Here is a 14,273-nt window from a genome sequence, read left to right on the forward strand (position 1 = left end):
GTCGCGCCGTCGCGCGCCAGGTTGGGTGGACGGAGGGTGTGGGAAGCTCAGGCGGCAGCGGTGCCAGGTGTCGTGTCCGGAACCGGGTCCGGGATGGCCTCCGAAAGCCCGAGGTCTCCCAGTGCGGTATCGAAACTTTGCCGCGGTCTTTGTCGCAGGCCGGGTATCTCTGAGGCTGCGACAACGTGGGACGCGCGCCATTCTGCCGTGAACTTGATCACGCTTTCAGGCAACACGACGAGGGCCAGAAGGTCGAAATCCGTCCGTGCATATGGCTTGGTGCCCGCCGGGCCGCGCTGGTACCCTTTCCGGATCTCGAAATGGAAGCCGGCCCCCGAGGGCACGTTCCGGGTCTTGATCTGAACACGCAGGAAAATGTCCTGAAGCCAGAGAACGCGATCGAAATGCTCGTGCTCGTCGGCCGGCACGACGCGCTCGCCCAGCCGCATCATGAGACTGTCGAAAAGAAGCTCGCCGGACTTGCCCAACAGCTTGGCATAGCGACAGAGCGTCGGACCTTCGAGGTCGGGATACCGCGCAAGTGCGGCGCGTGCATTTCGGGCTTCGGATGGGCGTTCCGGCAGTTGGAAGCCGGGCAAGGGCAGTTGTTGGGGCATGGCACGCCTCCATGGTCTGGGAAAGTTGCGCGGACCGGACCTGCCGCCCCGCGGGAGAACACGGAAAACGCGCTCAGGCCGGGACCGGCGCGAGATCCGTTTCCGGACAGGCGACAGGCCCATCCCCGCCGAACTCCGGCAGGTTCGCGAGATCATCGAAGTGACTGAAAAAGCTCTGCGACAACCGCCGGGTCAGCCGCGCGGCAGACGACTGGCCGTCAATCTCGAAGATGTCGCGGTGCCGGACCGTCGACTGATGGAAATGCTGCCGGTCCCCGTCATCTTCCATGGTGATCATCACATAAAGGACATGCGCCAGCCGCCGGAGTGACCGATCTTCCGGTCGATAATCCGGCGCTGTCAGGGTCTCGCCGACCTCTTCGCAAAGCGCCTCGCGCGCCGCTTCGGCATCTGCCAAGGCTGTCTTGAAAGCGTGGGACAGCACGTCGAGGTCCGGAGCTTCCAGACGCTGTTCATGCTCGACGAAGGCGTCGAGGCGGACGACAAGGCGGTTGAAAGACTTCGAAACAGGCGTGTGCGCCGCCGCGCAGCCTTTCGCCGGATCGAGAGCGGTGGTATCGGGTGTGGTACCCATGAGGATCTCCTTTGCAGATCTTTGTGGTCAGAGCTGGAGTGAGGGTGGCCGCCCTTGCTCCGGCTCGCAGTATCTAATAAATGACTTTTCACCATCAAAAAGTCAACAGGTTATCATGAAAAAAATCGGACGCCCCAAATCTGAGACCTCCGCGATAACGCTAAGGCTACCGGATGAAATGATCCAAGAGCTTGACCTTGTCCGTCGCGACGAGGACGACATACCGACACGGCCGGAGATGATCCGGCGCATCCTCGCGGAATGGCTCGACAACAATCCACCCGGGTCGGGAGTCTGATCTGACCGACCCCATCCGACACGATTTCAGGATGTCGGAGCGATATTATGCAGTAGTTTCAGAATCTTCCGAAATGTCCGACCTTTCCGACACGACATCTTCAAGAATGGCCCTGCGCAGCTTGTAGCCCCGGCTCTCACCCGTCACTCCGGCCGGTATACGCGACTTGATGTTCCGCCCGTCGCCAAACTCCAGAAGCCCGCGGCGCTGCAAGGCTTGCGCTGCACGCTTCGGGCTTTCGCCATCGTGGATGTGCTCCCAGACCTTCGTGGACAGAAAGATATAGTTGCCCTTCGCGAAAGCTCGTGGCTCGGGAATTGTCTGTTGTGTATCTAGCTCGAGGATCCGATCACGGTTCTCGGTCAGGAAAATCTGAACCCGCAATAGGGCCTCCTCTTCGGAAGGGTCCTGCTGGGGGCCTCGACCTGCAAGCCAGAGCCCGAAGATCTCGAGGGCGGCATCCATCGCATCACCCGCATTCCAGTCCGTGATATCATGCTGTGTTGCCAACTCAGCTGCTGCCGCGATCAGCGCAAACCGCTTGCGGGCCCGGCCCGCCACGCCTGCCCCCGTGCGGGGATGGCGCTCTTCAGCCTTTTGAATGAAGCGATCCATCAGCCGTCGCGCCCTTTGTCTTGCGCGCTTAGGATCGTCGAGGAGCGCGGAGACAAAAGCTGGACCGGCGATGCCGTAATTCGTTGCCGCCGCGTCACGCAACGCGTCGCTGAAGACCCGCCCGTCTTCGCAGTCATGAAGATCGTCGAACGCGCCGAAGGTCTGTTGATCCGCGGCAATATCGAGCACCCTCACGGCTTGGCCCGCTTGCACGGTCCGCCCGGCTTCTGACAACTTCTGACGCAAGCTGATCTCACCGCTCGACAGCATCATCAAACGCCAATATGCGGTCCGGCTGATGTTCCCGTTCGACTTCGCGCGCGCTTTTCCCTCCCCATTTCCGAGCATGTAGACCGCCGCGTCTGCGGCTCTCCCGTCGATCTCGGCAAGTTCGTCGAGGCATAGCAGCATGCCGTTCGCGCGCTCCGCAGTACCTTCAAGGCCATTATCGGTCGAACGCCAGCGCCGGACACCTTCCGGTCCCCACCACACTGACGCGGCGACACTCAGGAGCGTGGACTTGCCAGAAGACGAGCCGCCGCGGAAATGGAGCATGCCGTTTTCAAGACTCAGCATTTCAACAAGTGGCCCGGCGAACGACGTCGAGATCGCGACCGTGAGAAGCGGGTTCCCGCGCGCCCGCGCCGCGATTTCATCGCGCCAGCTTTCGAGCTTGCCCCCCGCTGCCGCGGCGCGAAGATCATCGGGTCCGGTATAAATGACGTTCTCCGATCCGTTTGTAGTGCCGTCCGGCAACACGAACGCTTCATTGCTCGCGAGCCAACCGCGCCGATGCGTGATCGTGAAGCGCCGCGCGGGACGCCATTGGTAAAGACATCGCGTGACACCACGTTGCCCGGTAAGCTCGACGTCGAAGCCTTCGTCGATCAGATCCCCTATGACGCGGCCCCGAGCGCCAACAATATCGCGGGCAGGCACGACACGCCGCCGACGGTTCCCGTCGATCGTGATGAACTCGATGACGCGACCATATTCCCGCCCGTGTACGTCGTGTGTGACGCCGATGACATCGATCCAGCCGCACAGTCGTTCGTGGCATATTTCACCATCGGAGTTTACCCATTCATCGTAGAGCCCGTCAGAGAAGATCCTGAAACCGCGCGGCGGACGGTTGAGCGACACCGGGGCATCAAGGGCAACGGCCTTCATGCCCGGCATCAGCGCAGGTCCTTTCGCATTCGATGATCAAATCTCTCGAGTGTCCGGTCTGCCGCCATTTGTCGTACCTCCATCTTGTAATTCTGGTGGAGCCGAATGCCCCGCGCTTCACACAAAATAAGGTGACAGCGAGAAAGGATCACCCGTTATCTTGTCCGGGAAAACGTTCCGGACGGCATTTTTGTGGATAACTTCAAGGGGCTTTGTTGCGCAAAGGTCGAAGAGGGATTCATCTTGTTAATCTTGGCGGGTCGCTCGACCGCATGAGCAGACCCATCCCCCCGATCTACAGAACCAAGAACTGGCCGGTGTAGCGCGACATCGTCGGTGGGATCGCGCGACATCGCTGGTGGGTGGCGATGACGTATTTTGAGAGTGCCGCATTGCTGCGGCTTGATCAAGTATCGGTGTCGCTGGACGGTATTGCTGGCTCCTTGTTTTGTGGATCGGTGTCGTCGGCGACATCGCCGGTATCGTGGAGCGATATCGCCGAAGCGAGCGCGGTGCGCCGCCGGTCGCTTTCGACGTTCATCTCGAAGATCGTGGCGTGATGGACGAGCCGGTCGATGGCGGCGATGCGCCCATGCTGCCGGTGTTGCTCAGCCAGATCCCGCCGGCGTGGAGATCGGATATGTCACAGCAGATGGCGCCTACGACACGCGCAAGTGCCATGACGCGGTCGCCGACCGGGGCGCACGCCATCAACCCTCCCCGCAAGAACGCCAAACCGTGGAATACCCAAGTTATGAGAAGAAGGTTGCCGCAGGTTAAATCTGCAAATACCAACCCGGCGCGTGGGTTGAGCAGAAAGTTCCCAAGCGTGTTGAAATAGTTGTTGCCGCGGAAATCCGGGATCGTCAGGGATTCTTCGCGCAGCCGAACGAAGCCAGGCCGTCCGCCCCGGTGCGAAACATCTACGCCCTCTTTCGCAGGATTTTGACCCGCGGGCACATAGCTCGACACAAAGAACGTGTCGGCCTCTGTGATTAAATCTGCCGGCTTGCCGTTGAGGTCATGCAACGATCCCAGCATCTGCGCCCGTGCTGTCATTGGCTCGGTCTCGGGATAGATCAGGTCACGTGTCTGAATATATTTGGGGCAGTTCCCGAAGGACTGATCGACCTCAAGCATGAATTCCGTCTCGCTCAAGCCCGAGACGCGACCGTTGACCCGGTTGCGGCGGCGCGTTTCCAACTGGATGCCAAGCACACCGAGCGAAGCGCCATCGCGGATGGCACCGCCAATCGGGTCATCTCCGGTGGGAGGCCTGCCAATGCGTAGGCGGCCCGGATCCGGCGACCGGACAAAGCCGGCCTCGCCCGTCAACAGACTGGCCCAAGGCCAGCCGTCCCGGTCCACAGCGCCCACAACGACAAAAGGCAATTGCTCAAAGAACTCGCGATGCTGTTCCAGCATGAAGGGTCGGATCACGCGGCTACCAACGGCCTCCATCGAATCGCGCTTGCCATTGCGGCGTTGCAATTCCTGCTCGCCTGCATGAAACGGAGAGTCGGGGTCAGGATCTCTTGTCAGCATTGGCATGCTCCTCAACCGAACGGAACAGACAAAACAAGGCAGCGCTGCATTGGGCGCGGCCCCAAGGCGGAACGGATCACGCTACGAGGCCTACTTTGGTCACAGCCATCGGCTTGAAGCCTTTCAGCGCCTCGATATTACGAAGGAGACGGCGGATATTAGGATAGGGATCGAGTGAGATGCCGCCTTCGGGCGCATGCGCGGTGTATGAATACATCGCCACATCCGCGATGGTCGGAGCACTACCGACCAAATAGTCACGGTCCTCCATATGTACCTCAACCTTGCCAAGCACCTTCGCGGCCGTCGCAGTACAGAAGTCGCGATCGAGTGGCGCGTTGAACACGTTTATCAACCGGGCTGCCGCTGGACCAAAGGCGAGTTCGCCAGCGGCAAGAGTCAGGAATTTCTGCACCTCGGCCTCGAGCACCGGATCGGAAGGAAGGAACGAAGGCGCATATTTCCGCGCAAGATAGACGAGAATGGCGTTTGAATCGGTGACTACGGTCGTACCATCCTCGATCACCGGTACCTGCCCGGCGGGATTGAGAGCAAGGAAGGACGGCGCCTTGTGGGCACCGTTGGGAAGGTCAACAGTGACGATTTCATGCGCGATCCCCGCGAGGTTTGCGAAGAGCTCCACCCGGTGGGAATGGCCGGAGAGGGGAAAGATGTGAATGCGGATCGGATTGGCCATGGTCGTTCTCCTTGTTTGTCGCAAATGCCGTTGTGGGGTCAGGACATTCAGGAACTTAGACAGCCCCTCTAAAAAAGATAATTGCAAAAAATATAGATATATAATGTATGGTGTGTGGACAATCATTCTGCGCAGGATGCTGACATGGACAGACTTGACTGTATGCGCACCTTTGTCGCCGTTGCGATGCAACGCTCGTTCACAGAAGGAGCAAAACAGATTGGCATCAGCACCAAGCTTGCCAGCAAATATGTCGCCCGACTGGAGGGGAACCTCGGCGCGCAGCTGCTGAACCGCACGACGCGCAACGTGACCCTTACTGATACCGGTCACGCCTATCTGACGCGTTGCAGGGCGCTTCTCGACCAGCTCGAAGAGCTTGAGGACGTTGTACAGCAGCGCCAGAAGACACTTGCCGGACCCATTCGTGTCACGGCACCGACGGGGTTTGGCAGCAGGGAACTGGTTGAGGCACTACATTCGTTCCAGACCGCACATCCCGACGTGCGGATCGATCTTGCGCTCTCTGACCAACATGTCTCGATCCTCGAAGAGGGCGTCGATCTTGCTATCCGCTTCGGCGAGCTCAAGGATTCGTCATTGGTCGCGCGCAAGCTGATTGATATGCCGGTGGTCGTCATTGCGGCCCCCGAATACCTCGCGGTGCATGGTGAGCCAACGGAACCTAATGCACTTTCTACGCATAACTGCCTTTTGCTAACGACATCGCCACAACCAGACCTCTGGACATTCTCACAGGCCGGCAAGCAAGTTGCCGTTACCGTCAATGGTGATTTCCGGGCAAACTCCCCCCGCGCCGTCGTTCATATGGCCACATGCGGGCTCGGCATCGCCCGGTGCCCCCATTACGCCGCGCGCCCCTTCTTGGAGAGCGGAGAGCTCAGCGTGCTGTTCAAAGATCAGAAGCCGACGCATATGCCACTTTATGCGGTCTATCCGCCCAATAGGCACCTGACGGCGCGTATCCGCGCCCTTATCGACCATCTTTCCAACGAGTTCGGAGGTAGTTGAACCCGCGCATCACTTGATCGGAGGCACCTTCAGCGAAATCCGCCAGAAATAAACTGGCTATGGAACCAAAATGTTCCCGACACATAGGGGCGGGTACGGATGTCTCCAGCTGGCCCGAATCCAGCCAGGACCCAACGCAAAATGTTCGAAACCGGTGAAGGTTCGGATACCAAGAATGGCTTACGCTGCCAAGGGTCGCCAAACGCGCCTCAGATCAGCCTGAGGTTTTCGCTGGCCGCAGCACTGTCACGATGGCGCAAGGTCTATTCTTGGCTGATACCTCATTGGCTGGCCATCCCCACGAGCATGGAGCCGAGGGCGACAAGGTGTATGAGCATAATCGCCCTATCGTTCCAGAGTACGCCAACGAGCAGCCAGCCAAGAACCCCGACGAGGAACAGATATAGGTTCCAGTGTGCCAACCCGAAGCCAGTCCCGGCGTAGCCGAGAATCTGAATAATCGAGGCCACCCATTTCACGATGAACGCGGTCTGGCCTCGCCCCATCATGTTGTTGGTCACCTCAGACGCCACGTGTGAGCCCTCCGTCGATCCGCCAATTCTGGCCGGTCACATAACCGCCATACTCAGAGGCGAGCCAACTGATGAGCGAGGAAACCTCCTCTTCCTTGCCGTAGCGGCCCATAGGAATGCGTGAGCGGCGATCCTCCGTTTCTGGCAGGCTGTCGATGAAGCCCGGAAGAACGTTGTTCATTCGAATGTTCTGCGCGGCATACTTGTCCGCGTAGAGCTTGGCGAAGCCGGCGAGACCGGCCCGAAAGATTCCTGAGGTCGGAAAGAGCGGGTCGGGCTCGAAGGCCGCGAACGTGGAGATGTTGATGATCGCGCCGCCGCCCTGAGCCGCCATGACAGGCGTCACGAGCCGTGTGGGACGGATCACGTTCAGAAGGTAGATATCGAGCCCCGCGTGCCACTCCTCGTCGGGGATCTCCAGGATGTTACCCTTGGGGCCATGCCCTGCGGAGTTCACCAGAACGTCGACGCGGCCCCAACGCTCCATCGCAATATCGACGAGGCGCGTCAGGTCCTCGACCGACTGGTTCGATCCAGTGACCCCGAGACCGCCTAGCTCCTGCGCGAGCGCTTCTCCTTTTCCGGATGATGACAGGACACCGACCTTGAAGCCGTCGACCGCCAGACGCTTGGCAGCACCGGCCCCCATGCCGCTGCCTCCTGCCGTGATCAGAGCCACTTTTTCTGTCGTCATGGTACTATCCTCCTCTTTCTCGCAGCGCGTCGGCTGCCTCTGTCCTAACACAAGTAAGAGGTTTAAGGTCGTCGGACCAGCCAGATCCGCTGCTGCTTGAGTGTAGGAAATCTATTGTGTCTACTGAGCTCGACCTACCCCCCTTAAACGGCCTTCGGGCTTTCGCTGCGGCAGGCAGGCATCTGACCTTCCGCGCGGCAGCCGATGAGTTGGGTGTGACGCAGGGCGCGGTGGCGCAGCAGGTGCGCGGCCTCGAAGACCATCTTGGTCTCCGCCTGTTCCTGAGAGAACCGCGTGGACTGGCGTTTACCGAAGAGGGACGCGCCTATCACACAGCGATCTCTCACGCCTTTTCCCAACTCGCGGACGCGACAACGGCGCTTCGGTCGTCGCCTTCGCGCGTTACGATCAGCGTGACGCCGACCTTCGCGTCGAAATGGCTCATCCCGCGGCTTGCGGAGTTCACCGCCGCCCATCCGGACATTGACCTGCGCATCACCGCGACGGAACGCGTCTTGAGTTTTCGTGCCGACGGGATTGATCTCGCGGTGCGGCAGGGGCAGCCACCGTTCGGGGCAAGCCTGCGCGCCGACCTGCTGTTTCCGCAGAAGGTTATCGCAGTCTGCTCACCAAACCTGATCGCCGGTCAGACGCTCCCACTCGACGCGGCGGCCCTGTCGCACATGACGCTGCTGCACGACACCCACGCCCTCTGGCCCAAGTTCATCGACGCGTCCTTCGGGCGCGAGGTCGAGCAGCCGCGTGGGCTCCGGTTCAACCAGACCACGCTCAGCCTCGATGCGGCGCTGGCGGGGCAGGGGATTGCCCTGGCCAGTCGCTTTCTCGTTCAGCGCGACCTCGATTCGGGTCGCCTTGTGCAGCCGATTGACAGCGCTTTCGAAGGTGGGCTCGACTTCTACCTTCTCACGCCGCGACAGGGAGCGACGGATGCATCATTGCATGTGCGGGGCTGGCTGCTCGGCATGTCGAGCGAGCAGACATGAGACCGAACGGTTCCGGACAACCGACCTCCGACACCGTTCCTAGTGCGTTTCCCGAGCCGGGTTGGTGACCGCGCATATATCCCGGTCCGTCCGCTTGCGCATCTAGAACAGCCACCGGGTATTCAGGGAGCCGGCAGGTATAGGCCGAACGCCCCAAAACTGACCGGTGACGTGATTTTCACCCGGTCTTCACTGCATCGACAAACCCGTTGCCAAGTTCCGCGTCAAGCAAGACCTGCGCTGCGCGCACGGCATCGCCGGCCGGATCTTCTGTGTAGCGAAGGTGCGCGGCCACGGTGGCACCTTCCTTCAGGAGGAGTAGTTGGCGGGCCAGGGCGTCAGGATCGCGTGCCCCAGCCTCCTTTGCGAGGGCGCAAAGATGGGTGCAGATCATCCGCTTGTGCTCGGCAGACTGGACGTGGATGGGGTGGTCCGCCTTCGCGAACTCGGCGGAGGCCTTGATGAACATGCAGCCCGCGAAATCTTTGTGGGTGAACCACTCTCGAAGCACCTCGAACATGGCAAGGAGTTGCCCGCCCGATGTCGATGCCTCCTCCTCCATTCTCCTGTAGAGCCAGTTGCGGAATTGCTCATCGCGCAGGCGCAGAGCGGCGAGGATCAGGTCCTCCTTGGTCCTGAAGTGCTTGTACATCGAGGTTTTTGAGATGCCGGTCTCGGCCACAAGGCGGTCCATGCCAGTTGCATGGAATCCGTGGCTATAGAAAACGCTGAGCGCCTTCTGCACCAGCTCGTCACGCTTCGTCGGACGCATGATTCGCCTCCATAAGCTACCGATTTGTACATATTAAAATTCGCCGATACCTTCAAGGTTAGTAATTGTTATCGTTTATATACAGATAATTAGTCTACATCGCAGTCACATTGGCAAAGGCCTCACCGATACTGACGTTGACAAAGAGTACTGATCTGTACACTTTAGAGGCAGGATGCACGGCGCAAACCCGACACCACGTCAGCATCCGGACCTTGAACCCCGCCGACGCGAAAGGAGGCCAGACATGGGATTCAGTTACTTCACCCTGCACGGCAATTCGCCCGAGCTCGACGCGCACCTTCGCAAGGCACATATCGAGCGGGCTGCTTTCGTCTACGCCACCTTCAAGGTGATCAAACGCACCGCAGCCGCCGGTGCATCCGTACTCGCAGAGTCCATCGGACATTGGCGCCGCGCGAGCAGGACCTCCCGCGCGCTGTCCACGCTCAGCGACCGCCAGCTCCACGATATCGGGATTGATCGCGCCGACATTGGCGACGTCAGCAAGTTGGCTGCAGACCCAAGCTCCAGATTCGGTATCACGTTGGAAGATTTGCATCGTATGGGCTTCCCTCGACCCATCAGAACGCACGCCCCTGTTGCCCCACTGCCCCGAGAGGACAAGCGTCGCCACCGACCGACGGTCCGTGCCGTCAGCAGGCCTTCCCGCCCCGGAACGGCGCTTCGCGAGACCGCTTCCTGAAGATGCACCTTTAGTGGTCCCAATACCGCTCCAGACCGGCTGGCGGAACGAAGAGCCGTCTGGATGTTTGGGCACCGTAACCCACCAGCAAACAAAGGAGATTGGCGATGAGCCGTCCTCCCCTACCCCCGTTCACCCTTGACACCGCCCGTGCCAAAGTGCGGGCTGCCGAAGACGCTTGGAACACCCGCGATCCGGCAAAGGTCGCGCTCGCCTACACACCCGACAGCGAATGGCGCAACCGCGCGGAGTTCCTGAAGGGTCGCGACGAGATCGAGGCCTTTCTAACACGCAAATGGATACGCGAGCTGGACTACCGCTTGATCAAGGAACTCTGGGCATTCACGGACGCCCGCATCGCAGTTCGCTTTGCCTACGAGTGGCGCGACGATGCTCGCAACTGGTTCCGTGCCTACGGTAACGAAAACTGGGAGTTCGCTGCCGACGGGCTGATGCGCCGTCGCATTGCCAGCATCAATGATCTGCCTATCGCGGAATCGGAGCGGAAGTTCCATTGGCCGCAAGGTCCGCGGCCCGACGAGCACCCAAGCCTGTCAGACCTCGGCCTCTGACGACACCTTGTAAGGGCGACCGCCCTAAAGCCTGGACGCGCAGGAGCCAAGCGCACGACGCGCCACACCCATGAGGAAACCGACATGTACCATATCGACGAAATTAGACTCTCAACTCACCCGGATGCCCGCCTGCGAGCGGCCGCCGCCGACGCGAAGCAGATCCGCGCCGAGTTCTGGCGTTCTCTCTTCCGGCAGGCGGCCACACGCATACGGAACGCAGCCGGATTGCCCCGGAAACAGGCCAACGGGCGCTCGGACAGGACACAAAACTGCGCAGGATCGTCGCGCACCGAGACGAGGCTGCTGGCCTGCGCGTCAAGGCAGGAGGCTTGAATGAATACCCTGATCGTCCATTGCCATCCCAACCCCGCCAGCTTCAACGCGGCCCTGACCCGTCGTGCCAGCGAAACGCTCCAGGACATGGGGAGCGAGGTCATCGTATCCGATCTCTATGCACAGGGCTTCGACCCGGTCGAGCATGAGCGGCACTACAAGACCCGGGCCGACCCGGACGCCTTCGCGCCGCTGGCCGAGCAGCGCCATGCCTACAAGACCGAAACCCTGCCCGCAGATGTCACGCGGGAGATCGACTGGCTCGAATGGGCCGATCTCGTCATCCTGCAGTTCCCGCTTTGGTGGCACGCGCAGCCGGCGATGCTGAAGGGATGGTTCGACCGCGTTTTCGTCAGCGGCGGACTCTATACCAGCCGCATGCGTTATGACACCGGCTATTTCCGCGGCAAGCGCGCGATCTGTTCCGTGACCAGCGGCGCGCCCGAGGCGGCCTTTGGCCCTGGAGGGCGCGGCGGCAATATCGACGCGCTGATGTGGCCGATCCAATATTCGCTGCATTACATGGGCTTCGACGTGGCCGCGCCAATGCTGTCGGCGGGCGTTCAGGGCCACGGCTATTCCTACCAGTCCGAAGAACGTGTGGCCGCTCACCTCAACGGGCTGCTCGACAAGTGGGCCGAGCGCCTGCGCGGCATCATGGACGAGGCCACGCTGCAATTTCCCGGCTGGGATGACTGGGATGCGCTTGGCCGTGCGGTGACAGAGCCGACACACCAACGTGCCAACGCTCTGCAAGCAAATTCCTGATTGACGAAGGAGGACACCATGACTCACGAACCCGAATCAGACGCCACGAAACGCTCCGTCAACGTTCAGATCGTCAATGGCTTCATCCGGGACGGCGCGGGCGGCAACCCGGCAGCGGTCGTGCTCGATGCCGACGGCCTCGACGAGACGGAGATGCAGGCCATCGCCACCAACGCGGGTCTGTCCGAGACGGCCTTCGTCTCGCAATCGGAAACCGAGGCATTCAAGCTCGATTTCTTCACGCCCAACCGCCGTATCGCGCATTGCGGACATGCGACGATCGGAACCTTCTCGGTGCTGGCCGCACAGGGCCGCGTGCAGGAGGGCTGGAGTTCAAAGGAAACCGTGGACGGTCCGCGCGCGATACGCATTACCGAGGGCGCCGCCTTCATGGAACAGACGGCGCCGCGCTACAGCGACGAACCGGACTGGACGGATACCGGCGTGACCCGCGCGCAGGTGCTCGAAGCGCTCGGTCTCGCAGAGGACGACCACACCGAAGGCACGGCACCCACGGTCGTTGATACCGGCAACCGCTTCATGCTGGTCGGGCTTAAGGCGGTTGAGGCTCTGCGCGCCCTGGCCCCGGACATGGCTGCGATCGACGATATCAGCGAGCGGCTAGACCTCATCGGTTTCTATGTATTCGTGCCCCTCGATGGGGATGTCGCGGCCACCACGCGCATGTTCGCGCCGCGCTACGGCATTGACGAAGAAGCCGCCACCGGCATGGCCGCCGGCCCTCTCGGTTGCCTGCTCCACGACCGCCTTGGAGTGGTTCAAGACAAGTTGCTCGTCGAACAGGGAGCCTTGATGACACCGCCATCTCCCAGCCTGCTCGACGTACGTTTGACCCGGCAGGGCGGTCAGATCACCAGCCTGATGGTGGGCGGTTATGGTCGTGTCATGACGGAGACTGCAATCGAATACTGAACACGTCCGTAAGCCATGCATGCGGGTTGGCGGCAGCGTCGGCATGTCACCTCTCCTGAGGACGCCGCGAATGACTCTCTGTGTCGCCCTTTGTCGTCGCCGTCGCGTTGCTCCGGCTCCGACGGCTATTGCTCGCATGGATCCACAGGAAGCGCGTCGTGGCTGTCTTCGTCTGGCGCGCTCGATGAGTCATCGGACTCAACGCCAGGCGCTAACGGTAGAGAATAACCCTTTAGGATATGACACTCTGCGAAGAGGTGTGTTTGCATGCTGATTTACAGTGCAGAACACTGGATAACGTTTTTGACGGCTGCGGTGCTTCTCAACGTTTCGCCGGGCCCTGACATCACCTTTATTCTGGGACACACGGCAAAGGGTGGCACTCGCAGCGGCATAGCGGCAATGTTGGGAATTTGGACCGGTGCCTTCGGTCACGTTATTCTAGCCGCCTTGGGATTAACTGCAATTCTAGAAACATCGGAAACCGCCTTCCTTTTACTGAAATGGGCGGGTGTTGGATACCTGCTGTGGATCGGCATACAGGCGGTGCGATCCGACGCTGACCCATTCCTGTCCGGTGGCGCGCCTGGCGGCAGCGCCTTCTGGTCTATATTTCGACAGGGTGCGCTGATCGATTTGCTCAATCCCAAGGTTGCCGTGTTTTTCCTAGCCTTTCTGCCTCAATTTGTTGTGGCGGATGCAGGACCGGCGTGGCTCCAACTATTAGCACATGGAGGCCTGATCATTGTTGTCGCCGCAATAATCGAACCCCCACTCATACTTCTCGGAGCTCGAATTACCGGCGCTGTTCGCACCAAACCTGGAATAGCTGTATGGTTAGATCGCGCCCTCGGAGTCGTCTTGATCTCTTTGGCTTTGAAACTTGCTGCACTGCAACGATAACCTTCGCCACCAGCCGTGCGAAAACGATGTCTGACAACGCTTTTCTCGGCTATCATAAGGCAGCTATGGAAGACGGTAGCGCCGGCGCGAGGTCGGTTTCTTAATCGCGCAGTGCTCGGGCGAAGATCAAGGCACGACTTTGCCACCTGTCAATTGCCGAAGCCGCATGAGAAAACTCACCGCGATAGGCGACTCGCAAAACGTTGACATGGCGTTGACATGAAATGCGCGGCTCTTACACAAGCGAAACACTCGGCTTTTAAGCGTCTGATATATTTGAGAGATTTGGTTGCGGGAGTAGGATTTGAACCTACGACCTTCAGGTTATGAGCCTAAGCACTTGGGTTTTTACTTATCCTTTCAATTCAGTATCTTAGATAGAAAGCCTTTGAAATCAAAAACTATAATGGGCGGCATTCGGGCGCTAAGGACGAATTCCAAAGGATTTCAGCGGATTGGAACGGGGCAAAAATGCATACGTGG

General features: G+C 60.1%; 16 protein-coding genes and 2 pseudogenes. 10 read left to right on the plus strand and 8 right to left on the minus strand.

Annotation, left to right across the window (positions count from 1 at the left end):
* Positions 1-47 precede the first annotated feature (47 nt).
* Together ACROSR_RS07850 and ACROSR_RS07855 are read right to left on the minus strand one after the other, a co-directional pair.
* On the minus strand, positions 48-617 hold the full coding sequence (locus ACROSR_RS07850) for a hypothetical protein (RefSeq protein ID WP_432683757.1): 570 nt from the start codon (positions 615-617) through the stop codon (positions 48-50).
* Between the two features lie 73 nt (positions 618-690).
* The gene (locus tag ACROSR_RS07855) at positions 691-1,212 is read right to left on the minus strand and encodes a hypothetical protein (RefSeq protein ID WP_432683759.1); all 522 of its coding nucleotides are present in this window, start codon (positions 1,210-1,212) and stop codon (positions 691-693) included.
* Positions 1,213-1,366: 154 nt separating this feature from the next.
* Between ACROSR_RS07855 and ACROSR_RS07860 the strand changes: the two genes are divergently transcribed.
* A complete protein-coding gene (locus ACROSR_RS07860; RefSeq protein WP_432683824.1) occupies positions 1,367-1,510 on the plus strand; it encodes a ribbon-helix-helix domain-containing protein in 144 nt (47 codons plus the stop codon).
* 45 nt (positions 1,511-1,555) lie between these two features.
* Here ACROSR_RS07860 and ACROSR_RS07865 read toward each other — a convergent pair whose 3' ends face one another.
* Together ACROSR_RS07865 and ACROSR_RS07870 are read right to left on the minus strand one after the other, a co-directional pair.
* Complete coding sequence (locus tag ACROSR_RS07865; protein WP_432683761.1) at positions 1,556-3,304, minus strand: DUF927 domain-containing protein; 1,749 nt, start codon at positions 3,302-3,304, stop codon at positions 1,556-1,558.
* A gap of 397 nt (positions 3,305-3,701) precedes the next feature.
* Positions 3,702-3,881: pseudogene (locus ACROSR_RS07870) on the minus strand (hypothetical protein); the annotation flags it as partial.
* Here ACROSR_RS07870 and ACROSR_RS07875 point away from each other — a divergent pair.
* Positions 3,876-4,037, plus strand: a pseudogene (locus tag ACROSR_RS07875) (transposase); the annotation flags it as partial. The pseudogenes ACROSR_RS07870 and ACROSR_RS07875 overlap by 6 nt on opposite strands.
* An 879-nt stretch (positions 4,038-4,916) precedes the next feature.
* Here the strand turns inward: ACROSR_RS07875 and ACROSR_RS07885 are convergent.
* Entirely contained in the window at positions 4,917-5,537 is a 621-nt protein-coding gene (locus ACROSR_RS07885; protein ID WP_432683763.1) for a glutathione S-transferase family protein, read from the minus strand.
* Between the two features lie 144 nt (positions 5,538-5,681).
* On the opposite strand from ACROSR_RS07885, the gene ACROSR_RS07890 reads away from it, so the two are divergent.
* Positions 5,682-6,569: a LysR family transcriptional regulator gene (locus tag ACROSR_RS07890; protein ID WP_432683765.1), complete on the plus strand. Its 888-nt coding sequence runs from the start codon at positions 5,682-5,684 to the stop codon at positions 6,567-6,569.
* A 281-nt stretch (positions 6,570-6,850) separates the two neighbouring features.
* Here the strand turns inward: ACROSR_RS07890 and ACROSR_RS07895 are convergent, their stop codons facing one another.
* Positions 6,851-7,078, minus strand: a complete 228-nt coding sequence (locus ACROSR_RS07895; protein WP_432683826.1) for a DUF6552 family protein — start codon at positions 7,076-7,078, stop codon at positions 6,851-6,853.
* Positions 7,079-7,091: 13 nt separating this feature from the next.
* Positions 7,092-7,796, minus strand: coding sequence for an SDR family oxidoreductase (locus tag ACROSR_RS07900; protein ID WP_432683767.1), 705 nt, complete (start codon positions 7,794-7,796; stop codon positions 7,092-7,094).
* A 116-nt stretch (positions 7,797-7,912) separates the two neighbouring features.
* Here ACROSR_RS07900 and ACROSR_RS07905 point away from each other — a divergent pair, with 116 nt between their 5' ends.
* Positions 7,913-8,800: a LysR substrate-binding domain-containing protein gene (locus tag ACROSR_RS07905; RefSeq protein ID WP_432683769.1), complete on the plus strand. Its 888-nt coding sequence runs from the start codon at positions 7,913-7,915 to the stop codon at positions 8,798-8,800.
* Between the two features lie 178 nt (positions 8,801-8,978).
* Here ACROSR_RS07905 and ACROSR_RS07910 read toward each other — a convergent pair whose 3' ends face one another.
* Entirely contained in the window at positions 8,979-9,572 is a 594-nt protein-coding gene (locus tag ACROSR_RS07910; RefSeq protein ID WP_432683771.1) for a TetR/AcrR family transcriptional regulator, read from the minus strand.
* A 247-nt stretch (positions 9,573-9,819) separates the two neighbouring features.
* Here ACROSR_RS07910 and ACROSR_RS07915 point away from each other — a divergent pair, with 247 nt between their 5' ends.
* The 6 genes from ACROSR_RS07915 to ACROSR_RS07940 all read left to right on the plus strand — a co-directional run bounded on the left by ACROSR_RS07915 (position 9,820) and on the right by ACROSR_RS07940 (position 13,790).
* Positions 9,820-10,278, plus strand: coding sequence for a DUF1127 domain-containing protein (locus ACROSR_RS07915; protein WP_432683773.1), 459 nt, complete (start codon positions 9,820-9,822; stop codon positions 10,276-10,278).
* A 107-nt stretch (positions 10,279-10,385) separates the two neighbouring features.
* Positions 10,386-10,850 carry a nuclear transport factor 2 family protein gene (locus ACROSR_RS07920; RefSeq protein ID WP_432683775.1) on the plus strand — a complete coding sequence of 155 codons (465 nt, stop codon included), beginning with the start codon at positions 10,386-10,388 and terminating at the stop codon, positions 10,848-10,850.
* An 84-nt stretch (positions 10,851-10,934) separates the two neighbouring features.
* A complete protein-coding gene (locus ACROSR_RS07925; RefSeq protein WP_432683777.1) occupies positions 10,935-11,186 on the plus strand; it encodes a hypothetical protein in 252 nt (83 codons plus the stop codon).
* A complete protein-coding gene (locus ACROSR_RS07930) occupies positions 11,187-11,954 on the plus strand; it encodes an NAD(P)H-dependent oxidoreductase (protein ID WP_432683779.1) in 768 nt (255 codons plus the stop codon).
* Entirely contained in the window at positions 11,955-12,887 is a 933-nt protein-coding gene (locus ACROSR_RS07935) for a PhzF family phenazine biosynthesis protein (protein WP_432683781.1), read from the plus strand.
* A 267-nt stretch (positions 12,888-13,154) separates the two neighbouring features.
* Complete coding sequence (locus ACROSR_RS07940) at positions 13,155-13,790, plus strand: LysE family translocator (protein ID WP_432683783.1); 636 nt, start codon at positions 13,155-13,157, stop codon at positions 13,788-13,790.
* Positions 13,791-14,273 lie beyond the last annotated feature (483 nt).

Origin of the sequence: Roseovarius tibetensis, assembly GCF_050896375.1 — a bacterium.
Lineage (GTDB): Bacteria > Pseudomonadota > Alphaproteobacteria > Rhodobacterales > Rhodobacteraceae > Roseovarius > Roseovarius tibetensis.